Consider the following 26,720-nt stretch of genomic DNA (forward strand, 5'->3'; position numbering starts at 1 on the left):
ACGTTTTCTTGCAGTAGCCACATTTCAACCTGTTCAATTTTCACACTAGTTAAACGTTAGTAAAAAATTGCCGAAATACAAACTTTATAATGGGTGTCTTTGTTTGTTATTTTATCTTTGTTTGTTATTTTCTGAATTTACAGCTCGTAGGTGAAGGTATTGAAGAACAAGCACATTTAGATATGCTGATTAAGTTTGGCTGCCAGGAAGGTCAAGGGTATTTATTTAGTAGACCTTTACCGGAGGCTGAATTTGAAGCGTTATATGTATTTACTCAATAATATAGTTATTTAAACACCGTTCACATTTACAGTGTTTAAATAACTACTAATAAATAATGAATTAAAAGGTGAATTTAATATCTTTTATTTCTCTTACTTGATAGGCGCTAATAAAACTTGAGTCTGCAAGTTCTTTTGATATTGTGCCTTCTCTGTATCTATTTACGACAACATCTACCTCACAGTTTTTGTAACTGTTTTGCGCATTCGCATCTAAAATGTCTTTTTCACTTAAATTAAAGTCAAAGCTGGCAATATTTGCAATTGTGGTACTTGCAGATCCTGTAAACGTGCCGCCATTTGAATCATCACACCCGTAGTTTAAAACAAGCTCTGTTTTACTGGCCGGATCTAAGCCATCTAATTGAACAGTTACACGTTGATTGTACTTAATTGATATACCATTACTCGGTGCTAGGATGATAAAATTAAGTGGCAACTCAACCTCAGACTCCGCATTTTTCTCATCTTTTCTAACCAAATCGATACTAAATTTTGTATTCCCTTGCGTTATATCAAACTTCCCTTCGTAATCAATATCTAATAAGTCGGTGTCTTCTGTAAGCGTAATGCGTTTACCTGCCGCTTCAGCATATAACTTATCACCATTTGACAAGCGGATATTAGACCCAAATGAGTTACCTGTATTTAGCTCCGCGTTTATTTTAGTGTGCTCACCATCAGAGCTAATTCGATACTCAGCCTGAATTGCCTTTGTTTTCAAAAGATCAGATTCAGTTTCGCTTGTACAACCACTTACTAACAACCCTAAAAAAATTAAACTTACATTAAATTTCATCATTATAAATATACCAACAGTTAACAATTTTGCAGAGTTTACATTTAAACTTACCTTTAACAAGAACAAAAAAGTAAAAAAGTGTAATAATTATGTTTAAGATCAATTTTCATAATTAAACCAATAAAAAAGATTAAAAAAACCGTGAGCTTTATCGTTTTTATTAATTTTATGAACAAAAATCACCACTTATTTAAGCGGTGACTTGCCATTTTAAATTATTAAGAATATTAAAAGTCAAACCTATAACCTATTAAAATTTTATCTTCAGCTTCATAGACCTTTTCAGCTTCATCTCCCCATATACTATATTCAATATAAAAACTCCCCGCTTTATGATTATATATCACATCAAAGATGGCTTGATTTGTATCGACTGTTAAACCACTAACAGAGTCCATTGCTACATCGGCATACGTTGCTTGAAGCTGAAAATCCCCTAATTTATAACCCGAATATACTTCTATCACTTTTTCGTTAACAATTTCACCCGTTGCTTTTAAACCAGCGTAAAAACGAACATCACTGGAGTCCTGATAGCGGGCAGCTAGGCTCAACGACCCACAGTTGTAAGCAACTTGAACTGCATCTACTTTATTATCTCCTACCATACCTGTTAGGTCATAACGCGATGCTGAAACAGTGAAATCGCCTATAATATATTTAGCTGCTAAATTGTAACCAACGATACTTTCATCTTTATCACCTGCAAGGTTTGCCTTTACGTCACCATTATTAGTAACCACCATGAGTGCTGCTTGAAAGCCATCCATATCAGGTGTCATGTACGTAACAGCACGATCAGGGCGCAAATATTCGATATAATGCCCATTTCCAGCGGCATCTACGGCCCACAAACCATAGCGATGAGTATGACAAATAACGCCTGTTGATTCGTTTGTGCATCCTGCTGATTCGTCAATATCTGCAAAAACATCAATGGCATTATCTGTAAAATTCCAATGCGGTGAATATTGCTTACCTATTAAAATAGAACCAAACTTACCTTCTAAACCCACGTTAGCAAGACGAGCACGTGTATCATTTCCAGCAAATGAACCATCATCTGTAAACAGCCTAAATTCAAAGTTGTACGTAGCCTTTATACCATCCATAATTTCAGCGCTACCAAACGCACCTAAACGAGAATAATTGTCTTTATATTCTACATTGCCTTTATTAGTGTCTTGTATTTGTACACGAATACTACCGTACCAATTGAATAGGTCACTATTTGCCTTTGCTACTGCGGGTGTTACAAGTGTTGCTACTAATAGAAGTTGTGTTACTAATTTCATAATATTTCCCCAGTGTTAAAATTATTTTCCAAACAAGACTTAGTCAAGCTGGTTTCAACCATTCATTTTTATTATTAATTACGTTGATTATAATAAGAACAACAAGACAAATAGTGAAATCAATAAATTTAATAAATTAATAAGTAATCCTTATTAATAAAACCAGAAATATAATATATTAGATTCAATTAAATAATTTACATTTAAATAAAAATAATTAGTTTTATTTTATTTTCCCCTCTACATGGCTAATCAGAAGATCAAAGTCAAAAATGGTTTAAATAGCAGCACATGTTTGGAATTTATACTGCGTTACCGCCTATTTATGGGGAGCAACCGCACACCATAGGCGCTGCCTTGGGTAAATACTGCAAATAAGAATACTCACAGCCCCTAATGCAACACATCCGGCAAACATACGAATGTGTCCCACACGGCGAATTAAATTAGTGCTTTAAATAGCGACCACTAACAACCCAACAAAATAAAGCGACAGCACCATACCAATTGTGTCTAAATCAACACCATCAAGCCCCATTCGAACAGGCAATAGCACATTGATCAAACCATTCCCTAATAACAAGATAAAGCAGCTAGTAAACAAAGCGAGAAAGATATAAACGTGGTTCGCATGCATTATCCTTTTAAAAAAGTTGCTGATTGAGCAAGTAAGACGGGGGAATACTGTACTTTGAAGTTCTGTAGGTATTAGGCCTGTATGGGCAGGCCTAATTATGCGTTTTAAGGAACAGCTGCGTAGGCAACAATTTCACATAACATTTCTTCACGCGCTAAACCTGCCACAATCATTGCGGCGCGGTTTGGGTATGGCGCTTGGAAATACTCAGTGTAAACCGCATTAAACGCTGGCAGTTGTGAACGGTCAGTAACATAAATAAGTACTTGCGTTACATCATTCATCGTCAACTCTGCGGCTTCAATTGTATGCTTAAAGTTCTCCATTGTTTGGCGGGCTTGAGCTGTAATACCGCCATCGACAACGTTGCCTTGTGAATCAATCGGGATTTGCGCCGTCGATAATGTGCCATTTGCAATAATAGCCCACTCTAACGGCGCCTTTGATGCAAATAAATTAGTTTTAACAGGTGTTTTCATTTTAATTTCTGCTCTGGTTATTTAAGTAAGTAATTAACATTACAGTTGGTTGTGGTTGGTTATTTGCCCATGCTGTTGGGACAACATAGGACTTTGTAATTATTTAATTAATAAAAGAGGCCGTTATATTTGCCTCTTTTATTTGAGTTTATAAGCCTTGTTCATCTGCCATTTTTTTAGCAATTTGTGGCGCTGTCCAAAGTGACGGTAATAGTACAAACGACACTGGCACCGCCGTGACCACAATAAAAGACTGCAATGCAGAAATACCGCCTGAGCCAATTGAAATTAATAAGGCTGCCATTACCCCCATCATAATTCCCCAAAATACGCGAATTGAGGTTTGCGGGTGATCTGTGCCTGTCATAACCATTGACACCGAATACGTCATCGAATCGCCCGTTGTGGCAACAAAGATAGTGGTGAGTATTAAAAATAATACCGAGATAACAAAGCCCATGGGTAGCTGCTCTGTGATTGCTAATAAGGCGGCAGGTAGATTAAAACCAGTAAACGGCACAGAAATAACACCAGGGTTAGTCAGCTCAAAAAACAAGCCTGAACCACCCACTATAGTAAACCAAAAACACGTGATCACAGGGGCTACAACAGAAATCAATAAGATCATTTCACGAATCGTTCGGCCACGAGAGATCCGTGCAACAAACATCGCCATTAAAGGGCCATACCCTAAAAACCAACCCCAAAAGAACACTGTCCACCAGTCTAACCAGCCTTTATCAGCACGAAAGGTCGCCATAGGGATAAATTCATTTAGATACAGACCAAAAGAATGCAAGTAACTATCAACAATAAAAGCGGTTGGTCCCATCACAAGAATAAACACCATTAGCGCCACAGCTAGAATCACATTAAAACGGCTCAATAATTGAATACCTTTAGTAACACCACTGACTGCCGATAAAGTGTAAATACCGATTAAGCTAAATAAAATAGCAACTTGCGTTGTATAAGTGTTAGGTATTCCAAATAACTTTTCTAAACCAAAGCTCACCTGTAGACCAAGAAAGCCAATCGGCCCAACAGTGCCCGCAACAACCGCTAACACACAGCACGAATCAACAATAGCGCCAAAAGGACCTGTCATTACGCGATCACCAAACACCGGGTATAATAAAGTGCGTGGCTTTAGCGGTAAGCCTTTCTCATAATGTAAATGCATATAAACTATACCAGTCAAACTCCCTAGAATTGCCCACGCTAAAAACCCCCAATGCATAAAGCTTTGCGCTAACGCATTATAAGCAGCTTCTTTGGTGCCTGTTTCACCGCCAAAATGTGGTGGCGGCGAAGTAAAATGTGCCATGGGTTCGGCGGCAGCCCAAAATACACCGCCACCAGCCAAAAGTGTGCACATAATGATGCAAATCCATTTAAAAGTAGAAATTTCAGGCGCTTTTAATCCCCCTAAAACAACTGATCCCGTTCGACCTACGGCTAAGAAAATACCAATCACAAAAGTTAAAAGTAAAAGTACTTGCCAAAAAGCACCAAAGGTCTGAGTAGAAAAAGTAAAAGCCGCGTTGATCCAACCCGACATAAGCTGAATATCGTAAAGTGCTAACGCTGCAAACAGCACCAACACCCCGCCGCTAATTAAAAACACGGGCATATCGACACCCGCCAAAAACTTAATTTTGGTTTTATCTTCCTCACTCTGTTCTATTGCTGTTTTAGAGGTATTCATTATCGTCTCCTGATGGATCTCTTTTAGTTATAATTTATCAAGATGTTACGTTGATACTATGCTATTGCTCCTTACACCAAATCCGTTTTATACCTTTTGTGCCTGTAGCCCTTGGTCAAGGAAATTCAACCAATTCAAGCCCATTATTTTTGCTACTTCTTCATCATGAAAGCCACGCGCCAGTAAACCTTGAGTGATATTAGGAAAGTCGCGACTATCTTTAAACCAAGACAAAGGTTTTGGCCAATCAGCATCTGATTTAGACCCTTCCCCATAATCCATTTCTTTTGACCAGCGACCGTTGCGCATCCACTGCAAAATCGAGATCGGTTGTTCTTGGCATAAATCGGTGCCAATTCCAATATGATCAATCCCCATTAGATCAGCGGTATTAGCCACCATGTCGCAAAACTCATCGAGAGTGCAATCTGGGCCATTTTTTAAATGAAACGGATACAAACTAAAGCCCAGTAACCCACCAGACTCTCCCAATGCTTTTAATACCTCGTCTGATTTATTACGCTTTGCAGCATGAAAACTACTGGGGTTTGCATGCGAAATAACAATTGGTCGCTGCGATATTTCAATCGCATCAAGCGTACTACGCTCACCGCTGTGGCTCATATCAACAATCATCCCTACGCGGTTCATCTCTTTAATAACCTGCCGGCCAAAGCGCGTAACACCACTATCAACGGCTTCGTAACAACCACAAGCTAATAAACTTTGATTGTTGTAAGTTAACTGCATAATCATCAAGTTTAGCTCACGCATGATCTCAATCATTGCAATATCGTCTTCAATCGCAGAGCAGTTTTGTGCACCAAACATAATGCCTACTTTGCCTAGCTTTTTTGCTAAGTAGATATCAGCCGTGCTTTTAACCGGCATAATTAAATCGTGGTGCAGCTCAAAAAGACGGTTCCACTGCCCTATTCGAAGCAATGTTTCGCGAATTTGCTCGTGGTAAACAATGGTCACGTGGACCATTGTTACACCGCCACTTTTTAACTGTTCAAAGATAGCCCTATTCCAATTAGAATATTGCAAGCCATCAATAACTATTAGGTTGTCATGCATAGCACTTTCCTTGGTTATGAACGGATATAAGTGGTTTTAACCACAGTGTAAAATTCTTTAGCGTACGTGCCTTGCTCGCGTGCCCCAAAGCTAGATTCTTTACGGCCACCAAAGGGCACATGGTAATCAGTACCCGCAGTGGGTAAATTGATCATTACACATCCTGTTTGTGCGCGACGCTTAAAATCGGTCGCATATTTAAGAGACTGAGTGCAAATTCCACCGGTTAAGCCGTAGTTTGTATCGTTTAAGGTCGCAAGCGCTTCTTCATAGTCTTTAACCTTGATCACACAAGCAATAGGCGCAAATGCTTCTTCACGGTTGATGGTCATATCATTTGTAGTATTAATAAATAATGCCGGTTTTAGGTAGTAACCTTCGGTATCCTCTGTCACAACTTCACCGCCAATAGCCAAGGTAGCACCTTCATTTTTAGCAATGTCTAAATAGCGAAGGTTCTGCTCCATTTGGCGGGCATCGGCTACCGCGCCAATATGCACGCCCTCTTTAAGTGGGTGGCCAACAACCAACTGTTCCATTCTTTTGATAACAGCCGCTACAAAGCGGTCATGGATCCCTTCAGTTACAATTAATCGTGAAGACGCGGTGCACTTTTGCCCTGTACCAAAGAAAGCGCCGCCAACTGCACATTCCACAGCATTGTCTAAATCTGCATCATCCAATATTACTAATGCATTTTTACTGCCCATTTCGAGCTGACACTTGACTAAGTTGACTGCGGTTGCCGCTGCTACTTTTCGGCCAGTTTCCAAAGAGCCGGTAAATGTTAAAGCATTAATTTTTTTGGAATGAATAAGTAAATCACCCACCTCAGCACCTGGGCCCATTACTAAATTAAATGTACCTGATGGTAAACCTTGGCGAGAAATAATCTCAGTTAGCGCCCAGGCACTTGCAGGCACTTGATTTGCAGGTTTAAATATAATCGCATTACCAAATGCTAATGCAGGCGCAATTTTCCATGCTCCGGTTGCCGTTGGAAAGTTCCATGGTGTAATAATACCCACAACGCCCACGGGTTCACGGTGCGTTTGAATTTCAACACCAGGGCGAACCGAGTCAGCAGTTTCGCCCATTTGACGCAACACTTCTGCTGCATAATAATGAAAAAACTGCCCTGAACGATAGGTTTCACCAACACCTTCAGCCAATGTTTTACCTTCTTCTCGTGCTAGTAACTTACCTAATTCATCTTTACGAGCGATTAACTCATCACCAATTGCCATTAATACGCGGTAGCGTTCTTCAAGGCCACTTTCTTGCCATTTAGGCTGAGCAGCGACTGCAGCATCAAGGGCAGCCTCGGTTTGGGCTTTATCGGCTTGGGCATAATGTCCAATCGTGTCGCTTAAATCTGCTGGGCTAACATTAGCAATAGAGCTTGCACCTTCAACCCATTGACCTGCGATGTAATTACAAAAAACTGAAACTGATGACATAAATACCTCCATTAATTAATTGGATTCAGTATAAGAAGCATGCTTTAATAACTAAAATTAATAATTAATATCTTTTGATAAGGAAAACTTATCGTGTTACCTGAATTTAAGATTGCTCAACTTCGTCACTTCGTCTGGGTTGCTGAATTAAAAGGGTTTCATTATGCTGCGCAAAAGGCGTGTCGTACGCAGCCTGCTATCTCCTTATCAATACGCGACCTTGAAAATAAATTAGGCGCCGACGTTTTTGAAAAGCGTAGCACTAAAAGTACGATGACGGAGTTAACCCCTTTTGGTAAACATTTTTTACCTAAAGCAAAGGAGCTAATTGCTCATCACGACAGCATTTCGCAAGACATGATGTTAATGCGAAACAATAAATCAGGGCATTTACGGCTCGCCTCTGTACCTTCTATTGCATGTCGGCTCTTGCCTAATTTATTGTCTAAATTTGTTGCTGATTCACCGGATCTTCATATCAGTTTTTACGATGACAACTCAGAAGCAGTACTAAGAAAAATTGAAAAGCAACAAGTGGATATTGGTATTGCCAGCCTCCCTCATGGTCACGAACATAATAATATTTTATTTACTCCAATTTGGCAGGACGAGATTGGCGTGGTATGCCACAACGAAAACCCACTTGCGAATAATAGCGAGCTGCACTGGCAGGATTTACATGATCAACGCTTAATTAGTAATGGCACATCGCGCTTGTTAGAAGAAACCGAAGCAGCTCCTTTACTTGACGGTTCACAATTTTATATTTCCAATATGCTCTCGTTAATCGCCATGATCGAAGCAGGTATTGGTATTACAACATTGCCACGCTTTGCGTTTCCAGAGCACAATAAAACACTGTGTTTTATTCCCTTAAAAACACCTCATGTGATACGTCAAATTGGTATCGTGCAACTTAAAAACTCATCACTTTCACCAGCAGCTCAAGCATTCGCTGATTTCATTTTAAAACAGGGGGCGGCGCAACAATAAAGCAGGCCTATCAAATTCCATTTTATAGGCTATATGCTAGGGCGTGTTGACCTTTGTGGATTGAAATTTGTTCAATCTAGGGGCGATTTAATCGCGGCGCGAGGTTTGTAACCTAGCGGGCTAAGTAAAAATCGAGCAAAGCTTCCGCGTCCTGCTCACGCCCCTTACCTACATCCGTGTAGGTAACAAAGAGTCAATCGCCCCTAGGAAGAACCCTTTGGGCAGCGCATGTTTGGCATTTATACTGCGTTATCGCCTATTTATGGGAACAACCACACTACATAAGCTATACCTTGCCTAAATACCAAACATACTGCTGCAAAATTAATCACGAAAGATCAACACGCCCTAATGTGTTTTAGCAAGACTTGAATTCAAGCAATAAGTTTTACTTATCAACAGATAGACTTTTTTGACTTGTAACAATGTAAATTTTGGTTCAAAAATGAAGAACCATTTATATAAAAACCAGTTTTGAACACACATTGCCTAAACATTTTAATAAATAAAAACGAAGGTGGTTAACAGCCATAACTGAGTTGCTATTATAAAAAGATTTTAGGTATTAAAACTGTATAAAAGAGATCATTAACATGACTAAACATGCAGATATCCGCGCCTCACTTTGGGGTGATAACGCACTACCACTTCGCCCCCCAAGCCAAGTAATGAACCTTGAACGATTAGGTTCTTTGCACCAAAGCCGGTTAAGTTTTATGCGTACTTTAGTACGTAGAATTTTTCGTGAACGGTGGAAGATTGAATTGGCCACTTTTGAGCTTAACAACGACGGGTTTGGTACTGTTGTTTATGAAGTGAACGCGTCTGATGGGCTGTTTAGTTTTGTATTATTCTCAGACTTATTATTACCTGAAGAGCGCAACGACCGCGTAATTGCAACGAAGTGGGATTTAACCATGGCGTTAGTTGAAGGCCGTGTTAATCCTGAGTACATTGCAAAGTTAAAAGAAAATGTACCAAAACAAGAGGCTGGACGCGTAGACTCCCGTGTATTTGTATTATCACGTGCAAACCGCAGCGCTCGCAATTTTGATTACGTAGTAAATCAATTGGCCACAGGACAACAACCCGATGTAAGTAAAATTGCCGAAGTGGGTTATCTCTATCGTACTACAGCCGTATACGGTAGTGGTAAGCTAGGTATGGCTGATTGGGAAAAAGTACAACAAAAACATCGCGATTTTGCACGTCCATTTGCCAGTGAAATGTTTGTTTGCTTTATGCTACGTAACTTTAGTTTGCTACAAGTGGAGCATATTGCACGTCACCGTAACGAACAAACATTCACACCAATGCGCGCCGATATTAAACGTTACTTTGGCATAGGTAACTCAACTGGCCTTGGCATGGCACCCTACTTAGTTAATCATCCTGTGTTAATTAACCAATGGATTGAAATGCGCGAATTAGCACTCGCCCGTATTCGCTCACTCGGTGCTATTACATCACAAATCAAAACAACACTGCTTGAACTACTAAAACGTTGTGCGCAACATACACATGAAACAATCACCGAAGATAAGCAGCAAACTCAACACAACATCATACTCGCCCAAGAAATGAATAAGCTAACTGAGCAGGTAGTCACTAATTTTACTAGCTGGAATGAATTAATTGCCTTTAGTGAGCAGCACTGCTCGCTGCAAAGCCAAGAAATCCTTGTCTCAGTTATGCTCGAACTTTACCCTGAACTGGTTGATGATCTAGAAGATTTTCACTGCGCTGATGAAAACCTTGATTTAGATCCACTGATGCCACTACACCAATTAAAAGCGGTAATTGAACGCCGTTATGACTGGGCGTTGGCGATTGACTTTGACGCAGAAGGCGCGCGCGAAACCTACTGGTATCGATCAGAAGAAAAAATGGAGCCGCGCCTAGGCAGTATTGCTGACGTAGAAGGTAAAAAGAAAGCCATGGCATTAGCCGTCGGTTACGCTGTACGAAAATGCTATAACATCTTGGTTGACTACATGACAGCAAACCCAAGTCAGATAACCGCCCGCTTCATGGTTGCTCACCCAAAATTACGCGGAATTGTTAGACGCATTCAAGGTATGGACCGTTGTGTGTATGGTGATATCCAGGCAAATTTACTTGATAAAAACGTACTGCCAATGCATTTACTGCGCTGCAAACTCGCTTTTTTTGGTGTAAGTAAGTTTGACCCTCGTTCACGATTATGGGTTAGAAACACTATGTTTCAAGGTGCACCATTACTTGAAGACATCGGTAAACCATTTAGTGATGATTGGTTTATGCCATTGATCCCAAAGCAATGAGGAAAATACTGTGAATATTTCAATGAATGAATTTAAAGCCTCTTTACGCAGGTGCTTTGAAGCAAGCGGCTATTTTGTTGGCAATTACGAAGACGCTGCAAACATGGTGCTATGGCTAGAAAAACATGGTTTAAATGGTTTAACTGAACTTAAACATGCGCTCCCCTACATTTGTAATGATTTTGACAAACCATTAAGCAATGTAATTTACGAAGATAGTACCTCAGCCATCATCGATGCTCATCACCGCAGTGCACTCAATTGCATTGCCGCCGCCGTTGATCTTGCTCATGCAAAAGCACTTGAGGTAGGAATTGCAACAGTCACAGTACATAACTGCCATAACCGGATGTTTGTTCTCAAAGCACTAACAGACCGAGGTCGTAGAGGGATCAGCGCAGCCGCTTATTGGAAAAATGGCAGCGATACCGTCACCGAGCACACCGCAGCTATTTGCTCAGGCAAACGCTACCCAAGTTATAGTCAAGCAGTTACTAATCTCATAACCAATGGTGAAGATAAGCAAGCACTCACCATTATATGCAGCTCACGTGTTGACCTAACCTCGTCGTTGCAAAGCAGTGATAGCTTGATTATTACACCTAAGCAAATTGAAAAAAACAAAGAAAAATCAGTCGATTTTGGTATTGAGATAGATGAAAGTACATGGCAAAAAATAAATAAACTAGGGGCTGGTGTTTTAGTAGAAAATACCGAACGCTCAAGGTTAGATGCCGGCGGGCGCTAATTTAATAATACAAACCTCTCAGCCTAATTTCAGGTTAAGAGGTTTGCTTACCTGTGGAGTAAAAATATAAAAACTCACCCAACTCCCCCCCCACACCTACTTAGGCCTTTTTTAAATCTAAATACTGCTTTTCTTTTAAATATAAATACAAAGGAAAGCCAAAAGACACGCCAATAGATAACGTTCCAAGAATTGCCAACCAGCAGTATTTAACTTTGTTTCTTTTACCATCTACAGCGATAAATATTAATAATGCCAAAGCAGCAACTAACACATCTAACCAAGCAAAAATGCTAATTGGGTTAATGACTGCAGCATAAAATAAAGCCGTAAAATCTAACCCATTATTTACCAACCAAGGAATAAATGCACCAAAAGGAATAGCAATGCCAAGCACCGTTAAAAATAAATATAATTTAGACAAAACTTGCTCCTACCTATGGAGTCTAATAATTACTATTGACTTAGACTACGCAGAGCCATTTTTTGTCGCTATAAAAAGTAGCATGAGATTTGGGCTTACGAACCCGAAAGCCCGAAGTACCAACTCCTTAAAAAACAAGGAGTATCATATACCCAAGCCGCCTCAAGATACAGACTTCAGCGTTTCACAGGTGTTTAATATCAAGGCGTTACTTTGCAACAATGGTCATCCCTTTTAAAAAGTAACAACGCTGAGAGTAAGCGCCTGTGAAACGCCCAACGGGTTGGTTTAAAAGCGATTTATACAGCGTTATTGATTTTAACAAGGGAACAACCATTATTTGCAATCAATGCCTTGCCTAAATCGCTTTTAACTCCAACTGAAACTGCATCTTGAGGTGGCTTGGGTATATTACTGAGTGACGACTAATCACCACCTCCCCCGCCGCCATCTGTACCGCCATCTCCGCCTCCAAAACTCCCCGAAGAACTTAACGCTGAATTTGATGATTCGGCTAAAAGTGTGGCGAATGAAAAATCAGATACTCCGTTAAATAAAGTATCAGATACATCACTACGCATAGCAATATAATCGCAAGACTCGCCAGCACTATCATAAATATTTTTAAATTCTGCTGGGGAACAATACATTGCATATGCATAGCAGTTATCGATCACATCCGTACTACTGTGATTACCAATTCTCTTTCGTTTGATAACACTATCTACCTGCGCTTGAGTATAATATTTTTTATATCCGTATTGTGCCTTCAAGACTAAAGGCAGGCTTCTAGCATATTTTTTGATTTTACGTCTTTTGAAAAAACCTTGAAACATAGTCAACCTTCCTTGAGTTATTTAACGAGCCTACAGAGTTACTCATTTAAAATTTATTTTTATTGATGTATCAACCATAACTGATCACCAATTTTGACTCAATCTCTTAATGACGCCATTAATTGGAAATCACTGTAATAAATTAATCATCAGATGTGACGTTGAGTTAATGCTTTTATTTACTCTAACAAGACGGTACTCCGCCATTTTGAATACTTGCCAAAGTAATCAAAATCCCCCTCGCTTGTGTAATAGTATTTGACTCACATTGAGTTAAGGCAACAACTATTTTATGCTATTTCTACACGGTTTCTTCCATATGCTTTGGCTAAATATAATGCTTTATCCGCACGCTCAATAAAAGCCGGTGTAGTATTACCCTCCTCGAACAATGCAATGCCAAAACTGACTGATATAGCTCGCTGTTTTTTATCACTTTTCTTACTTTTAACACAGAGCTTTGCAATTGATTTACGAAGTCTTTCCGCAAAGTTTAATGCATATGAAATACCTGAAAAATCACCTAAAATGCAAAATTCCTCACCACCATATCGATATCCTTTAAACGAATCACCGCATGCATTAAGTACTTTATTAGCAACGACTTTGAGTACATCGTCACCTTTTTGATGTCCAAAATCATCATTAAATTTTTTAAAGTGATCAATATCTATAAACATCAATGCATGGTTCATTCCTAATGGCGCTTCCTTATTACAAAAATGAGCGATATCAAGGTCAAATCGACCTCGGTTATACAACCCCGTTAACGAGTCAGTATTAGCAGCCTCTTGAGTACTTAAAAGTGTTTGTTTTAAATTTGATATCTCTGCGTAGGCACTTTCTAACTTTTTCTGAAATGAATACGCATTTTGTTGCATAAGCACTGATTCTTCCGTGAGTTGATCGACAATACCAAGCACTTCATCATATGACTCAACACTATTATTCTTAATGCTTTGATTTAATATTATACTTGAAAAGATCTATTCGACTACCAAGAACGCCTGCCTCTTGCCATTTATCAATAATGTTTTCCAGATCAAAAGGCCGCTCAGCTAAGGCCCACAAATTCAACCGTTCTATTTCTTCGAGAAGGGAGTCAATACTCTGTGCATCACGCGCTTCACAGTAACTTTTTATTCTGTCACTATCTAGCGGCTTTAACATCATCACGGTTAACGCACTAAGATCATTTTCCGTCTCTGCACCATCATGGACTGAACACTCTTTCGTTCCATGGCACTGAGGTAGATATAATTTATCATCTACAATGCTTCTATCTTCTTTTGGCCTCCATGCGTAGGGTCGACTCGAAATAAATATGTGCGCTCGGTGTTTAGCGTTTGAGATGGATGTGGCGAATCTATTAATAGCTTTTTTGAAAGCATTTGGATTTGCTAGTCGAGCTTCATCAACTGAGTCTAAAAAAAACCAAGCTTCGCCACTACCATCTAACCACTCGCTAAACTCCTGCTGGGAACCTATTTCAAACGCATCATCAAAGTCGCTATCAATATCTTCGATACGAATAAAAAACGATGTGATACCTCGCTTCATCAAATTGAAAGCCTGTTGCCTAAACTCTTCTGTTTTGCCTGCTCCAGCCTCTGCAAGTATGACGCAACGGTATTTTTTTAGTACATCGCTCCAACCTTTCTCCTTAGAGCTACCAAGAAAAGAGCCCCACTCATCTTGGTATTCCCTTTCCTGACTTTCAGGTATCAAAGCAAAAGCTCTGTTTAAGTTTATGTAGTTTTCCATAAGCTCCTTGCAGCTTTGATATATGAAATCCAAACTAACTCATGAGTTCAAAGCTATTGATTTTTAATGTTATCTTATTTAGGTAAGTTAAAGTCAAACATTTGCGTTTTGACGTCAGTACAATTCACTTCCTCAACAACTGACTAATAGGCATTCGGTCAGTAAACTTAGTCGCTATAAACGGGTCTTCATCTTGGGCGCTTTCAGGTTTATAAAGTGAATAGCGCTCGACTTCACTTGCTGTAATTTCTGCAACGGGCAAGGTAAATAGGTTTGATACATCAGGAAACAGTACTTCAAATGCTTTGACCAAATGCTTGGTTGTGAGGGTTTTCGCGTTATCCATTAATGCGTACAGTACGGCATCATCTAAAAAGTATTTGAGCGTTCTAAAGCAATCTTTTGATAATGAGAACAAAGCAAATACTGTAGCTTGATCACTTAAGTTTGGCTTTTCAGTAAATGGCATTCGGTTGGCTAGGCCAATTATTAACTGCACAAAGTGCTTTGGGTTTTCTGATAACTTAAAATAAGGCAGCTGCCGCCTCACTAATAAACGCGATGACCATTGCGGCTCGTCTGCTATTTTTCTGCCCACGGCATACCTACCAATACGATTGATACACCCGCTTCGTCGTTAATATATTTTAATCGATTAGCAATCTCGCGGCGATTTTTACCTTGGTTATGCTCAATTAACTCTTGAAACTCATCAATAATTATAAGCTCTGTGCCACACGTTTTGAGGCATTTTATTAATGATGTCGTTAATCGAGTACCATTTACTCGAAGTTTACGCTCTGTACTGCCTACTTGACCTAAGTCTTTAAGAAGCTCGGCTAAAGTAGATTCTAGTGTCGGGTTGCTGGGTATGCGGCTTACTAATACAGGGTGATTCGTCACTCCATTAATAAATTGCGGTAAATGTCGTTCTTTATATTGCTTGAGCAGTGCTGTTTTACCTGTGCCTGTATCGCCATTTAAAAGCATACAGGGCTTTTCCCCCGCTAACCCTTTTCCAAGTCTTAATCTGTCAAAGTCGTTAAATACAGTAGTTATTATTGGGTATTCAATAAATACATCGCGAAATTCATTAAGCTTTTCTTTTTGTTTGTCAGTCAGCATAATTAAAATCCATCTAGGTCTGAAATAAAGTCATCCCAGCTATCAGTTGGCTGCTCTTTAGGTGTAACCTTTTTGTGTTCTACTGGCTCGCTCTGAGCTATTGATTTCTGCGAGTCGCTACTAACATTTTGATGCTTAGCTAACGCTTTACCCCCTTTTACCTTTGAGTTTTTTGGCGCATTTTTTATCGCTTCAAACTCGCTCTGAATTTTGTTATGAATAAACATGCGCGCTTTTGCTAAGCCTACATTATCGATAGAGCTCGAAATAAAATCGCGATGAATGCGCATATTTATTTTATGCTGATTCAAACTCAAACCTTGGGTATAGTCTTGATCTTTACATGGCACTTTAATGTAGTGCTCTAGCTTATCGAGGTACACATATATATAAGAGATATCATCGGGGTTTAATTTAATTAAAACTTCTTGAGATACTTTGTGGCTAAATTGCTTTCTATAGTTTGCTAGTTCAGTACTGTCGTAGCTTGAATTTTCTAACTGTATACCACCTTTTCGAAGTACCCGATGATATGAAATACTGAGCACAACATCTAATTTTTGAAGATCGTCATTACTCAGCATTGTTGGTGGTAACGTATTAAAGCCTTGATCCCATAATTGGCTAGGTATGTACTTAAAGCGGCTGTCGGCATCCTGATGGTAAACGTCTACTACCCATTTATGAAATAACTGCATAAATGTCGTAAAACGCATAATTGCATCTTTTTTTGGATTGTATTCATGCTTTTGTAAAATGTTAGAAAAGGTTTTACCAGGAACAGGGTCTAATAATTCAGTATTTATTGTGCCGAACATACATTCTACAAATGGTTTTAACCACGGCTTTGCAACAGGATTATATTGAGTATTAATGCCTATTTCTTCACAAGCAAGTTCAAGGCTGTTACTCCAAAACTCTCTTCCATTATCAGTAACGAGTGTTTCAATTTTACCAGCACACTTCCACTCATTAATCGTATCGGGGTATAGTTTTGCTACTTCACTTTTAGGTTTCATTGCATTTAGCATTGCTCGTCTTACTGCATCGTAGCTGGGTTCGCTGAAGCTAAAGTAATAGCCAACAATACAATGGCTATACACATCTACTAACATGGTAAGTGTTGGCCGACCAAGCGGGATATGCAGCTCATCATCTAATAAAATAAGATCAAGTGGTGTATGGTCAATTTCAACTTTTTCGAGTATTCGGGTAGGCCGTTTATGCCCTTCTACTTTATTAAACGCAATATCAGCAAGGCGCTTGCCATAACGCGCAACCATCACCTCGTATTGTGGTAAGTTATCTACTCTGTTTTTAAATGCTTTATATGTTAAAGGTTTTAAATCACTGCCCACAACACTGTCGTTTTCAATAATAACTAAATCTGCATAATACTTATAAGCCGAAGCCACTGATGGTTTTTCTTTTACTAAGTAACGCTCAAGTGCTTTTTCAAAAAACTTATCGGTGGCTGTATCACGCTCTCTGTTACCTTTTTTTTGATGGCTTGGTATTAGCGCCATTATATTTTTATCGGCACTTATATAAGCGCTATACCATCGTGCTGCTGTTCTCCAACTGGGCTTTTTTTCTCCCTCAACTTCAGGCATTAATTTTAATAAAGGCTCAAGGTTTTTTGTGTCCAACCGCCTTGAATATTAGCCTCAAGCCATTGAATATATTTAAGCTTAGCAAATGTTGTAGTTTTAATTTTTTCAGGAAGGGCTTGTAAATCTTTGGCGTAATTTTGAGGTAGTTTGGTTTCTACTTTTGGTAATGGCTGGTTAAATTCATCTTCAAACAGCCCGTCATTAAACATTGTTAGACCAAATTGCTGTTTCTATTGATATTTCATTTGTAGTTAAGTCGGCAAATAACTGCCCTAGTGATAATAAGCGTAGCACCGTAGCAAGTAGCTCACCGGCAGTTACTTTTAGAAAGCTAACTAACTGGCCCACTATAATAGAGCCGTATTGCTTAACAAGTTCTAGCACCGATGCTTGCAGCTCTGTTAAAGACTGAAAACCAGAGTAGCGATGCAAAAGCTTTAAGTTATTGAGTGTTGGGTATACACGGATTTGTTTATCTGTAACCAGTATTAAATCACGTCCATCTTGTTTTGCTATGGTTTGCTTTTCAATAAAACGTGCACGAAAGTCTTCGTCGGCAATTTTGCTTTGTGGTTTTACCTCGATAAATTTTTGCGTGCCGTCTGTGTGGGTAAGTAAAAAGTCAGGTGTGTAACGGCAAGTACGGTTATCAAACTCATATTCGTAACCGAGTGGTTGTGCTTCAAATGCGGCTATTGATGGTGAAAATTCAAAATGGAAACAAGCATCAAACTCTAAAGAGGATTCAACTAAACAGGTAGATTTATTTTTTTGACTAGCAAATTTATGTAGGTTTTTTACACGGGAGTGTTTGAGTTTTCTTTTGTACATGTGAGTCAACCATCTAACCATTTGGTTAAATACTAGACTATGCCACCTTATACTTCCAATTTATGCCATCTTTTAGTACAAATATGTCAACTTATACTTCAAACAACACCAAATGAGGAATTTGGGTGGCAGTCTTACCAGCCACATCTCGGCACACACGTCACAAACTGTGGCTGCTCCCTTCCGGGCCTGACCAGGTTCGCCTGCTAGTGTTGCGAGAGGACCAATAAGACTACCATTGAGGGCCTTGTTTGGCGCGGGAAGGATTATCTCTACTTTTGAACTGTTATTCAAGGGGAAATCAAAAAAGAAAGTGCGATTGAATGTTAAACACACAATCACACTATTTTTTATACAAAATTACTTCGCTAGCTCTTTCTGAACATTACGTAATACGGCTTTTACCTTTTTCATATTTTCTGGGCCCATGCGTAATAGCTGTTTTTGCGCTGGAGGTAAACGCTCCCACTCTGAATATGCATATTGATAAGTAACCGAATCTCTAAGTAAGGGCATATCCCCTTTTGGCTCAGGTGTATCAAGTAATAGTTCAATCGCCTCATCGAGTGTTTGTGTAAACTCATCACCTTGATAGCCAATTTCACTATAAGCATCACTTATAAGTGGCTTATATTCGTCATAAAAACGTACAATTTGCGCAGCACTCATGCTTGTGAAAATTTTTACATAAGGGGTGTAGCGTTCATAGCTATTAGGGTCAATCGTAAGAATATCGCCTTCAATAACACTAAAGCTCTCTTGCGGGCGTTCAACAGGTGCATGTTTTACTGCCACTTTGCCTTTTGCTAAGTTATCGATAAATACCACACCACGGCGAATAACATCATCAGTGATCATTAAACCCATCACTTGATCGCTAAGATACTCGTCAATATTTGCAACCACAACTTCATCACTGTCATTAAGACTCGGTAATGGCTTTACTTCAGGTGTTGGCTCTACATCTCTACTTGGTGGGCGGTTAACAACCTCAGGCTCTGGTAAAGCTTCAGGCTCAGGCTCTGTCACTTTTGGCTCTGGGGCTTTATATTCTTGGATTGGTTGCTCTACAGGAGCTTGCTCAACCACAGGCTCTGGCTGCTCTTCTGAGCTAAGTAATACAAATGCAGCCGCACATGCAATAACAATAAGTATCACAATTGCAAACAGCAAATTGTTATTGGGTGGACGTTTTTCGACATCTGGTTGCGATGATTGATCTGACATACGAACTCCATAAAAATTAAAATGCATAATTCAAACACTTAGAGTCTCCTAAGTGCGTGAAATTCCAAACCAAGCGATAAAAAAGTTATCTTACTCAGGTATCCTTTGATTGTTCTAGCTTAAAGACTTACAGTTAATAAATAAAGTAAAGACGGTCAACAGTTTAATTGCAACTATGAGAATAAAACAAGTCGATAAAAATAAACCCAAAATAGCCTTACTTTTAACAGGGGGCGGAGCACGCGCAGCTTACCAAGTTGGTGTATTGAAAGCACTTGCTCATAGTATGCCGCGAACAGCCCCCCTGCCTTTTACTATTATTAATGGTACCTCTGCAGGCGCGATAAATTCAGCCGCCTTGGCATGTTACGCTTCGTGTGCGCACCTTGCTGTACGCAAATTAGAATATGTTTGGAAAAACTTTTCAACTTCAACAGTCTATAAGAGCGACTTTTTAAGTGTGTTTGGTCATATAACCCGTAACATGCTTACAAGTTTTCAATCTGAGCATATTAATCACCCACCAGCGAGCCTATTAAATAATCGACCTTTGCGAGACTTGCTGAGTGAGGTACTGGACCTCTCAAGTATCGAACGCAATTTGCATCGAAACTATTTGGATGCGCTATCAATTACGGCGTCAAGTTATACTACGGGTGATTCTGTTGCATTTTTTCAATCCAAGACTCAATCACCATGGCAACGTGCTAAGCGAGTGGGACAAGCTACACGCATAAACGTGGATCATTTAATGGCCTCAAGTGCGATCCCAATGGTTTTTCCAAGTGTGAATGTGCATAACCATTACTTTGGCGATGGCTCAATTCATCAACTATCTCCGTTGAGCCCATGTGTACACCTTGGCGCAAAGAAAATTTTTATAATTGGTGTAGATCAACCAAAAGAATCACACCCTCCTGGGTATTTACCTCATTTCCCAGGTTTATCATCTATTGCAGGGCATTTACTTGATAGCGTATTTACGGATACTTTGCAGTCAGATTTAGAACGCCTTGAGCGTATTAACAGAACACTTGGACTAATGCCTGGGCGAGAAAAACACCAAGAACTCAAGCAAATTGATACCTGTGTGATAAACCCATCTGAAAATTTTAACGCAATTGCTGCGCAATATTATGATGATATGCCGTTACCTATTAAAATACTGTTGCGTATGATTGGTGTTAAAAAGCGCTCTCAATCAAGCTTAACCAGCTACTTATTATTCGAAAAACGCTACACCCAACATTTAATCGGTATTGGCTATAAAGATGGCCTTGAAAAGTTACCTCAGATCCGCGAGTTTTTAGAGTTAGATTAGGGGCAAGTGTGGGCTCTCAGTAAATGTCATCACTATTCACTGCCATCAATTAAGTAACGTTCAACGCGCTCTACTCGCCTTGGTTTGCCTTGTAATACAAGAATATCGCCGCTGAGTAAGGTGGTTTGTTGTGAAGGCATTTCAATTTCTCGATCTTGACGACGCAACGCTCTGACTGATACTCGTCGTTTTTCGAGGTTTAACTCCCCGATACTTTTAGCTACAGCGTATGCCTCCTGTGGCAATGCAATTACATGCAAATACTCCAAACGCTCTGCGTTTATATCATCATTGGTAAATTTATCGCCGGCAAAAAAACCGTGTAAAAACTTGTATCTGTTACGCCTTTCTTTGCTCACACGCCGTACTATACGTGTCATAGGAACACCTGACATATATAAAACATGCGAAACCAACATCAGACTGGCCTCAAGTGTTTCTGGGACAACTTCTGTCACCCCTAAGTCTTGTAATAACTCGAGCTGGGAGTCATCCCGCATACGCACCAAGATTTTAACCTCTGGGGCTATTTGCTTAATTGCATCTACAACAATTTGCGTCTGCTCAAAATCAGTAAAGGTAATTATAACCAGTCGCGCACGCTCGACTCCCGCTGAACGTAAAATGTCTTTTTGCTTAACATGGCCAAAAATAACAGGCTCACCTACTGCTTTGGTTTCTTGAACCAATACAGGGTTACATTCAACCGCAACGTACTCGATGGCTTCTGGTTTTAAAAACCGCGCAATAGTTTGTCCCACACGAGAAAATCCACAAATGACCACATGATTACTGTATAACGTGCTGCTAGAAGGTTGGTTTGCTGCATAACTTTGAGCATTTTTTAAGTAGCCAAGCTTTGCCAACATCCAAGGTGTTCGCTCTATTAAATAAGGTGTTAATGCCATCGACATCACAGCCAATGCAATTAAAAAGGATGCTTGTTCAACCTGTAATAACTGGTGTTTGGTAGCCAAAGCAATGAGAACAAAACCAAATTCGCCCATTTGCCAAAGCATAACAGCTGCAGCAATGGAGTCCTGTTTTCGCTCTCCCATGAACTGTGCTAAAACAGCAATAACGCCAATTTTCAACACAAACATCAGCGTCAGCGCGGCTAAAATCCAAAACCATACATCTACAACAAAAAGAATATCTAACTGCATCCCTACAGTAACAAAGAACAAACCCATTAATATGTCACGAAACGGCCGTATATCTGCCTCTAGCTGATGACGGTACTGACTTTCCCCAAGCATCATACCAGCTAAAAATGCCCCTAATGCCATTGATAAACCAAATAAATAGGTAAGTCCTGCGGCAAATAATGCGACAAGTAAGGTAGTTAAAACAAACAGTTCTTCTGTGCGCATCAGCGCCACTTCGCTAAACACAGCGGGCAGCACCCACTTTCCTATCGCCCATAAAAGCACACAAACAAAAGCACCTTTTGTTAAGGCTAATGCCAAAGCCCATGCTATTCCTTCTGAGCCACTACTTTGAGCTAATAAAGGTAAAATGATGAGTAGTGGTACGACAGCTATATCTTGGAACAGCAAAATACCTATACCAAGCTGCCCACGCCGATGCTTTAAATCGCCAGACTCTTTGAGTAACTTAACCACAACGGCCGTCGACGATAGTGCCATTAGGGTCGCAATAGTAAAACTGGTCAACAAGGTAAATTCCAGTAGCTGTAGAATTAGCATAATGACAAGACTAGTCACCACTACTTGCAACGTGCCCAAGCCAAAAACAATGCTGCGCATTGCCATCAAACGACCAATTGAAAATTCTAACCCCAAACTAAATAGCAGAAAAACAATACCAAGCTCAGCAACAAAGTGCATTTCGTTACTTTGTGCTATCCAGCCAACACCGTGCCCACCTGCAAGCACACCCGTTGCTAAATAAGCCAATATCGGTGGCAAACCAACACGCTTGAACAGCCACACTAAAATGACGGCAGCAAATAGCAAACCAAATATTTGAGCTAGAACACTTTGCAAATAGACCTCCCGATAATCTGTGACCGAAAATACTGCGTCAAAGTTTTACCACTTAATAATTTTAACTATAGCAACTATCTGTTTTTCAGCCACTTTGAAATTGTGGCATAGAAATCGCTTTAACTAACCAACATCACACTCCGAGGGGGGAGATTTAGTGGAAAACGTCCATATTTTGACACAAAGGGTTTCTGCACGTGGCGAGTTTCTGCCGTTTTCGGCAGAGCATTACCGTAATAATGAGCCTGCAGCAATTCATAGTTTAGTTGCTAAGTTACAAACAACTTTAAATATCGATGAAATACTCAATATTTATGCCGACTACGCTAAGCAGATTATTAACTTTTCCGGTATACAGTTTCACTCCACTCAGGGTGTGACACAGGTTGCACAAAGTGATAATTCAACCCCACCGTACTCGTTTGATTTAGATATCAACAACGAGCACTTAGGGCAGCTAGTTTACTTTAGCCAGTACCCACTTACGGGAAATATTAGTAATAAGCTCACTGGGTTACACAATGCACTCGTGTACCCGCTTAGAAATGCAATTATGTACAGCCGAGTACTGAGATTAGCAACTAAAGACACTTTAACAGGGTTAAACAATCGCAGTCAGTTTAACGATATATTATTTGAAAAACTCGAACGCTGCCGCCGCCAACATCGTTCATTTAGTCTAATGTTGTTGGATTTAGACAACTTCAAGCAGGTGAATGATAACTTCGGTCACAAAGTAGGTGATGATGTATTAAAAGAATTTTCAGCTGTTTTACAATCAAGCATTCGTGGTACTGATTGTGTTTTCAGGTTTGGTGGTGATGAATTTGCAATTCTTATAGATGACCCTGAATTTATTACTAATAAAGTCATCGCACAGCGTATTATGCGTTTAGTGGAAGAGTCTAACATTATGTCTAAATATCAAGTAACTACGAGTATTGGTTACACATTGGTAAATAGCCATGATTGTGAAGACGAAGTTTTCTCTCGTGCAGATAAAGGGCTCTATAAAGCAAAAGCGTCAGGACGTAACTGCGCTAGAGCTTACTAAAGCAAGTGTTGCGCCTCCCCTTACGGCGCAACTTGCTTTTGCTTACTAAACAACTTATAAATCAGTAGCGATAAACAAAAACCAAAGAAAAAGCCACTAACCAAATAAAGTAAAGCGGCCATAGTAGCCAGTGGGGTGACCACAATTAAAACCAGCGGAATACTCACACCAACAATAAAAAAGGCTCCGCCCTTTCCTAACCAGTAAGCAATCAAAACAATTGCGCAGACCAAACCACCCACAAGTGAATAGAGTAAAGTCATTACATCTAGTTCAAATACTAAGTGCGCAACCACTGCTATTAATATCGTAATTAAAAGGCCAAGTGGTGCTTTATTAACAAGTGATAAGCCAACGTGGGGCTGATTGTTCATGCATGGTACTCCCAAATAATTCCTTCATCGCTCACATGATTCGCACTAATGAAGTATCCGACAACTTGGACTAACTCGTCGTTGTAAAAAATAAGTGGCGCACTGGCCCGTAACCAAGGAGCTACTTTTGCATCTTTAAACCAGTGCTTTAATGTATTACGGCCAGGTTTATTTAAGGGTTTTATTTTTGCCTGAAGATAATCAAATCTCATTGTTACGTGCTCATCAACTCGGGGGGGTCTTATCCCCTTTGCGTGTATTGGGCTAATACGAGCACCGTTATTAAGTATAAATGTGTTTCCAGATTGCGCAGTTACAACCAATGGCTCTTGTGTTTGGTGAATTACAAAATACAAAAAACCTTGATGACGGCGAATATGGCCATCTTTTAATTGTATTTTTAATTGCGCGTCAACCTGTGCATTAATACCTTGCTCTAAGATTTGCTCAGTTTGCTTTTGTGATGGCATGAGCGCGGTAAATTGCTCAAGCCAGCAACGCAAAACATTTGCTTGGCGTGCAGCACTGAACATCGCAAGTTCGGCGCAGCTTAAGCCTTGGGTGTCATTTTGACACTTGGCTAAATCTTGCTGGATATACTCATTAAGTAAATCTTGCTGCTGCTGTAGTAGCGTAATGCTGCGTGAAGCGCTTTTTTCAAAACCTATAAATTTATCCGATAAAACAGGCACCACTTTTTGCCGGATAAAGTTACGATCAAAACGTTCATCAGTATTCGAATCATCAGTAATATGTTCAAGCGAAAACGTTTTTGCGAATGACTCGATGGCTGAGCGTGTAATATTTAAAAGCGGCCTAAAGCAAGTACGACCACTTTTGAGTATGCGAGTTTGGCGCATAGACGCTAAACCTTTCAACCCTGAGCCGCGTTTAAGGCGCAATAAAAACGTTTCTAGCTGATCGTTCAAATGCTGACCCAATAAAATGACACTGCCCTCAGCACTGTATTTATCTAATGCCAAATAGCGCGCATCTCGGGCTTGCTCTTCTAGACTCGTGCGCGTTCGCTGCTCAATAGTTACTGACGCAGCTGTAAATACGACACTTAATTGTCGGCATAAATCAGCACAAAACCTTTGCCAGTCATCAGCATAGTTACTCAAGCCATGGTTAACGTAAACCGCACTGAGTTGCAGCGTTGGTATTTCACGTTTCAGTTCATTCATTACATGCAATAACACCACAGAGTCAACACCTCCTGAGAGCGCAATTGTAAATGACGTTTGATTATCATCGACAAACGGTGCAATGGCGTTTTTTACTTGTTGATACAATGGTGTTGAATGCATGAATTTAACCGAAAATAATAAATGATTAGCTCCTAGCTCCTAGCTCNNAGCCGCTAAAGCGGCTTTTTTCTGCATTCGAGTTATTTTTTAGCAATAACCAAATGACATTAATCGTTTGTAACGTTGATCTAGCATCTCATCAAGCGATAACGCTTGTAAGTCTGCAAGGTCACGCTTAAGCTGATTTTTAAGGTTTCTCGCCATTGCATCGTAGTTACGATGTGCGCCGCCTAAAGGCTCTTCAACTAGGTTGTTGATCAAATCAAGCTCTTTTACGCGTGCCGCGGTTACACCCATAGCTTCTGCAGCAAGTGGGGCTTTATCAGCGCTTTTCCAAAGAATTGAAGCACAACCCTCTGGCGAAATTACTGAGTAAGTGCTGTATTGCAACATGTTAACGCGATCGCCAACACCAATTGCCAAAGCACCACCTGAACCACCTTCACCAATAACCGTACAAATGGTTGGCACTTTTAGTGCAGCCATTACTTTTAAGTTACGTGCGATAGCTTCAGATTGACCACGCTCTTCTGCGCCAACACCTGGGTATGCACCCGGCGTGTCGATGAAAGTCATTATTGGCATTTTAAAACGTTCAGCCATTTCCATTAAGCGTAATGCTTTACGGTAACCTTCTGGCTTTGGCATACCAAAGTTGCGTTTAATTTTTTCAGCTGTATCACGTCCTTTTTGTTGACCGATCACCATTACTGGTTGACCTTCAAAACGTGCTACACCACCTAAAATAGCCGGATCATTTGCAAAAGTACGATCACCCGCTAACTCGTCAAACTCCGTAAAAATGCGCTCGATATAATCTCGAGTATAAGGACGCAACGGATGACGGGCTAACTGAGAAACCTGCCAAGCACCTAATTTAGAGAATATTTCCTCTTTTTGTTGGGCACTTTTTTCTTTTAATCGGCTGACTTCCTCTTCTAACTCAAGGTCTAATTCGCCAGCGCGGCTTATATTTTGTAACTCTTCAATTTTTGCTTCTAATTCTGCGATTGGAAGCTCAAAATCAAGATAATTGAGGCTCATGC

General features: G+C 39.9%; 27 protein-coding genes and 1 other RNA gene. 6 read left to right on the forward strand and 22 right to left on the reverse strand.

Annotated features, from left to right (window positions below; all coding sequences use genetic code 11):
- The first annotated feature begins 89 nt into the window (after window positions 1-89).
- Window positions 90-281, forward strand: coding sequence for an EAL domain-containing protein (locus CSC79_RS14430; protein WP_099296469.1), 192 nt, complete (start codon window positions 90-92; stop codon window positions 279-281).
- 61 nt (window positions 282-342) lie between these two features.
- On the opposite strand, the gene CSC79_RS14435 is transcribed toward CSC79_RS14430, so the two are convergent.
- The 7 genes from CSC79_RS14435 to CSC79_RS14465 form a co-directional block, all read right to left on the reverse strand.
- Window positions 343-1,083 (reverse strand): hypothetical protein, encoded by a 741-nt coding sequence (locus CSC79_RS14435; RefSeq protein WP_099296470.1) that lies wholly within the window; start codon window positions 1,081-1,083, stop codon window positions 343-345.
- Window positions 1,084-1,310: 227 nt separating this feature from the next.
- Window positions 1,311-2,378, reverse strand: a complete 1,068-nt coding sequence (locus tag CSC79_RS14440; protein WP_099296471.1) for a porin — start codon at window positions 2,376-2,378, stop codon at window positions 1,311-1,313.
- A 454-nt stretch (window positions 2,379-2,832) separates the two neighbouring features.
- A complete protein-coding gene (locus CSC79_RS20005) occupies window positions 2,833-3,015 on the reverse strand; it encodes an MFS transporter (RefSeq protein WP_143483834.1) in 183 nt (60 codons plus the stop codon).
- Window positions 3,016-3,119: 104 nt separating this feature from the next.
- Entirely contained in the window at window positions 3,120-3,494 is a 375-nt protein-coding gene (locus CSC79_RS14450) for a RidA family protein (RefSeq protein ID WP_099296472.1), read from the reverse strand.
- A gap of 148 nt (window positions 3,495-3,642) precedes the next feature.
- Window positions 3,643-5,202, reverse strand: a complete 1,560-nt coding sequence (locus CSC79_RS14455) for a BCCT family transporter (RefSeq protein ID WP_054205516.1) — start codon at window positions 5,200-5,202, stop codon at window positions 3,643-3,645.
- 87 nt (window positions 5,203-5,289) lie between these two features.
- Window positions 5,290-6,282, reverse strand: a complete 993-nt coding sequence (locus CSC79_RS14460) for a dipeptidase (protein WP_099296473.1) — start codon at window positions 6,280-6,282, stop codon at window positions 5,290-5,292.
- A gap of 14 nt (window positions 6,283-6,296) precedes the next feature.
- Window positions 6,297-7,742, reverse strand: a complete 1,446-nt coding sequence (locus CSC79_RS14465; protein ID WP_054454132.1) for an aldehyde dehydrogenase family protein — start codon at window positions 7,740-7,742, stop codon at window positions 6,297-6,299.
- A gap of 93 nt (window positions 7,743-7,835) precedes the next feature.
- Here CSC79_RS14465 and CSC79_RS14470 point away from each other — a divergent pair, with 93 nt between their 5' ends.
- From CSC79_RS14470 to CSC79_RS14485, 3 genes are all read left to right on the forward strand, one after another.
- Window positions 7,836-8,735, forward strand: a complete 900-nt coding sequence (locus CSC79_RS14470) for a LysR family transcriptional regulator (RefSeq protein ID WP_064436013.1) — start codon at window positions 7,836-7,838, stop codon at window positions 8,733-8,735.
- Window positions 8,736-9,328: 593 nt separating this feature from the next.
- Window positions 9,329-11,038: a hypothetical protein gene (locus CSC79_RS14480; protein WP_099296474.1), complete on the forward strand. Its 1,710-nt coding sequence runs from the start codon at window positions 9,329-9,331 to the stop codon at window positions 11,036-11,038.
- A 10-nt stretch (window positions 11,039-11,048) separates the two neighbouring features.
- Complete coding sequence (locus CSC79_RS14485; RefSeq protein ID WP_054205521.1) at window positions 11,049-11,786, forward strand: DUF3726 domain-containing protein; 738 nt, start codon at window positions 11,049-11,051, stop codon at window positions 11,784-11,786.
- A 100-nt stretch (window positions 11,787-11,886) separates the two neighbouring features.
- Here the strand turns inward: CSC79_RS14485 and CSC79_RS14490 are convergent, their stop codons facing one another.
- The 11 genes from CSC79_RS14490 to CSC79_RS14535 all read right to left on the reverse strand — a co-directional run bounded on the left by CSC79_RS14490 (window position 11,887) and on the right by CSC79_RS14535 (window position 19,606).
- The gene (locus CSC79_RS14490; protein WP_099296475.1) at window positions 11,887-12,210 is read right to left on the reverse strand and encodes a DUF2834 domain-containing protein; all 324 of its coding nucleotides are present in this window, start codon (window positions 12,208-12,210) and stop codon (window positions 11,887-11,889) included.
- A 425-nt stretch (window positions 12,211-12,635) separates the two neighbouring features.
- Window positions 12,636-13,046, reverse strand: a complete 411-nt coding sequence (locus tag CSC79_RS14500) for a DUF6559 family protein (protein WP_099296477.1) — start codon at window positions 13,044-13,046, stop codon at window positions 12,636-12,638.
- Window positions 13,047-13,336: 290 nt separating this feature from the next.
- The gene (locus CSC79_RS14505; RefSeq protein ID WP_099296538.1) at window positions 13,337-13,927 is read right to left on the reverse strand and encodes a GGDEF domain-containing protein; all 591 of its coding nucleotides are present in this window, start codon (window positions 13,925-13,927) and stop codon (window positions 13,337-13,339) included.
- Window positions 13,928-13,997: 70 nt separating this feature from the next.
- Window positions 13,998-14,810 carry a hypothetical protein gene (locus CSC79_RS14510; protein ID WP_099296478.1) on the reverse strand — a complete coding sequence of 271 codons (813 nt, stop codon included), beginning with the start codon at window positions 14,808-14,810 and terminating at the stop codon, window positions 13,998-14,000.
- Window positions 14,811-14,934: 124 nt separating this feature from the next.
- A complete protein-coding gene (locus tag CSC79_RS20260; RefSeq protein WP_237114030.1) occupies window positions 14,935-15,408 on the reverse strand; it encodes a hypothetical protein in 474 nt (157 codons plus the stop codon).
- Entirely contained in the window at window positions 15,393-15,935 is a 543-nt protein-coding gene (locus CSC79_RS20265) for a TniB family NTP-binding protein (RefSeq protein WP_237114031.1), read from the reverse strand. Before CSC79_RS20265 ends, CSC79_RS20260 begins: the two co-directional genes overlap by 16 nt.
- A gap of 2 nt (window positions 15,936-15,937) precedes the next feature.
- Window positions 15,938-17,584, reverse strand: coding sequence for a transposase family protein (locus tag CSC79_RS14520; RefSeq protein ID WP_237114032.1), 1,647 nt, complete (start codon window positions 17,582-17,584; stop codon window positions 15,938-15,940).
- A complete protein-coding gene (locus CSC79_RS20270) occupies window positions 17,554-17,757 on the reverse strand; it encodes a hypothetical protein (RefSeq protein ID WP_237114033.1) in 204 nt (67 codons plus the stop codon). Before CSC79_RS20270 ends, CSC79_RS14520 begins: the two co-directional genes overlap by 31 nt.
- Entirely contained in the window at window positions 17,750-18,379 is a 630-nt protein-coding gene (locus tag CSC79_RS14525) for a TnsA endonuclease N-terminal domain-containing protein (protein ID WP_099296479.1), read from the reverse strand. Before CSC79_RS14525 ends, CSC79_RS20270 begins: the two co-directional genes overlap by 8 nt.
- Before the next feature lie 132 nt (window positions 18,380-18,511).
- Window positions 18,512-18,608: signal recognition particle sRNA small type (gene ffs, locus CSC79_RS14530), an RNA gene on the reverse strand.
- A 131-nt stretch (window positions 18,609-18,739) separates the two neighbouring features.
- Window positions 18,740-19,606 (reverse strand): DUF3014 domain-containing protein, encoded by an 867-nt coding sequence (locus CSC79_RS14535; RefSeq protein ID WP_099296480.1) that lies wholly within the window; start codon window positions 19,604-19,606, stop codon window positions 18,740-18,742.
- Between the two features lie 175 nt (window positions 19,607-19,781).
- On the opposite strand from CSC79_RS14535, the gene CSC79_RS14540 reads away from it, so the two are divergent.
- The gene (locus CSC79_RS14540) at window positions 19,782-20,927 is read left to right on the forward strand and encodes a patatin-like phospholipase family protein (protein WP_099296481.1); all 1,146 of its coding nucleotides are present in this window, start codon (window positions 19,782-19,784) and stop codon (window positions 20,925-20,927) included.
- A gap of 32 nt (window positions 20,928-20,959) precedes the next feature.
- On the opposite strand, the gene CSC79_RS14545 is transcribed toward CSC79_RS14540, so the two are convergent.
- Window positions 20,960-22,936, reverse strand: a complete 1,977-nt coding sequence (locus tag CSC79_RS14545; protein ID WP_099296482.1) for a monovalent cation:proton antiporter-2 (CPA2) family protein — start codon at window positions 22,934-22,936, stop codon at window positions 20,960-20,962.
- A gap of 157 nt (window positions 22,937-23,093) precedes the next feature.
- Between CSC79_RS14545 and CSC79_RS14550 the strand changes: the two genes are divergently transcribed.
- Window positions 23,094-23,990 carry a GGDEF domain-containing protein gene (locus CSC79_RS14550; RefSeq protein WP_099296483.1) on the forward strand — a complete coding sequence of 299 codons (897 nt, stop codon included), beginning with the start codon at window positions 23,094-23,096 and terminating at the stop codon, window positions 23,988-23,990.
- Window positions 23,991-24,010: 20 nt separating this feature from the next.
- On the opposite strand, the gene CSC79_RS14555 is transcribed toward CSC79_RS14550, so the two are convergent.
- From CSC79_RS14555 to accA, 3 genes are all read right to left on the reverse strand, one after another.
- On the reverse strand, window positions 24,011-24,364 hold the full coding sequence (locus tag CSC79_RS14555; protein ID WP_099296484.1) for a hypothetical protein: 354 nt from the start codon (window positions 24,362-24,364) through the stop codon (window positions 24,011-24,013).
- Complete coding sequence (gene tilS / locus CSC79_RS14560; protein WP_099296485.1) at window positions 24,361-25,674, reverse strand: tRNA lysidine(34) synthetase TilS; 1,314 nt, start codon at window positions 25,672-25,674, stop codon at window positions 24,361-24,363. The genes CSC79_RS14555 and tilS overlap by 4 nt, the downstream gene beginning before the upstream one ends.
- Before the next feature lie 87 nt (window positions 25,675-25,761).
- A complete protein-coding gene (accA, locus tag CSC79_RS14565; protein WP_087530680.1) occupies window positions 25,762-26,718 on the reverse strand; it encodes an acetyl-CoA carboxylase carboxyl transferase subunit alpha in 957 nt (318 codons plus the stop codon).
- Window positions 26,719-26,720: the final 2 nt, after the last annotated feature.

It is taken from the genome of Pseudoalteromonas sp. 3D05, assembly GCF_002723455.1.
Classification (GTDB): Bacteria; Pseudomonadota; Gammaproteobacteria; order Enterobacterales; family Alteromonadaceae; genus Pseudoalteromonas.

Bases quoted from the DNA above. Each gene is read 5' to 3' on its own strand.
- CSC79_RS14500 (WP_099296477.1), bottom strand. From the start codon at position 13,046: ATGTTTCAAGGTTTTTTCAAAAGACGTAAAATCAAAAAATATGCTAGA.
- CSC79_RS14430 (WP_099296469.1), top strand. From the start codon at position 90: ATGGGTGTCTTTGTTTGTTATTTTATCTTTGTTTGTTATTTTCTGAAT.
- CSC79_RS14450 (WP_099296472.1), bottom strand. From the start codon at position 3,494: ATGAAAACACCTGTTAAAACTAATTTATTTGCATCAAAGGCGCCGTTA.
- CSC79_RS20265 (WP_237114031.1), bottom strand. From the start codon at position 15,935: ATGCTGACTGACAAACAAAAAGAAAAGCTTAATGAATTTCGCGATGTA.
- CSC79_RS20005 (WP_143483834.1), bottom strand. From the start codon at position 3,015: ATGCATGCGAACCACGTTTATATCTTTCTCGCTTTGTTTACTAGCTGC.
- CSC79_RS14460 (WP_099296473.1), bottom strand. From the start codon at position 6,282: ATGCATGACAACCTAATAGTTATTGATGGCTTGCAATATTCTAATTGG.
- CSC79_RS14465 (WP_054454132.1), bottom strand. From the start codon at position 7,742: ATGTCATCAGTTTCAGTTTTTTGTAATTACATCGCAGGTCAATGGGTT.
- CSC79_RS14535 (WP_099296480.1), bottom strand. From the start codon at position 19,606: ATGTCAGATCAATCATCGCAACCAGATGTCGAAAAACGTCCACCCAAT.
- CSC79_RS14540 (WP_099296481.1), top strand. From the start codon at position 19,782: ATGAGAATAAAACAAGTCGATAAAAATAAACCCAAAATAGCCTTACTT.
- CSC79_RS14455 (WP_054205516.1), bottom strand. From the start codon at position 5,202: ATGAATACCTCTAAAACAGCAATAGAACAGAGTGAGGAAGATAAAACC.
- CSC79_RS14480 (WP_099296474.1), top strand. From the start codon at position 9,329: ATGACTAAACATGCAGATATCCGCGCCTCACTTTGGGGTGATAACGCA.
- CSC79_RS14505 (WP_099296538.1), bottom strand. From the start codon at position 13,927: ATGCAACAAAATGCGTATTCATTTCAGAAAAAGTTAGAAAGTGCCTAC.
- CSC79_RS14435 (WP_099296470.1), bottom strand. From the start codon at position 1,083: ATGATGAAATTTAATGTAAGTTTAATTTTTTTAGGGTTGTTAGTAAGT.
- CSC79_RS14510 (WP_099296478.1), bottom strand. From the start codon at position 14,810: ATGGAAAACTACATAAACTTAAACAGAGCTTTTGCTTTGATACCTGAA.
- CSC79_RS14555 (WP_099296484.1), bottom strand. From the start codon at position 24,364: ATGAACAATCAGCCCCACGTTGGCTTATCACTTGTTAATAAAGCACCA.
- CSC79_RS20270 (WP_237114033.1), bottom strand. From the start codon at position 17,757: ATGTTTAATGACGGGCTGTTTGAAGATGAATTTAACCAGCCATTACCA.
- CSC79_RS14440 (WP_099296471.1), bottom strand. From the start codon at position 2,378: ATGAAATTAGTAACACAACTTCTATTAGTAGCAACACTTGTAACACCC.
- tilS (WP_099296485.1), bottom strand. From the start codon at position 25,674: ATGCATTCAACACCATTGTATCAACAAGTAAAAAACGCCATTGCACCG.
- CSC79_RS14525 (WP_099296479.1), bottom strand. From the start codon at position 18,379: ATGTACAAAAGAAAACTCAAACACTCCCGTGTAAAAAACCTACATAAA.
- accA (WP_087530680.1), bottom strand. From the start codon at position 26,718: ATGAGCCTCAATTATCTTGATTTTGAGCTTCCAATCGCAGAATTAGAA.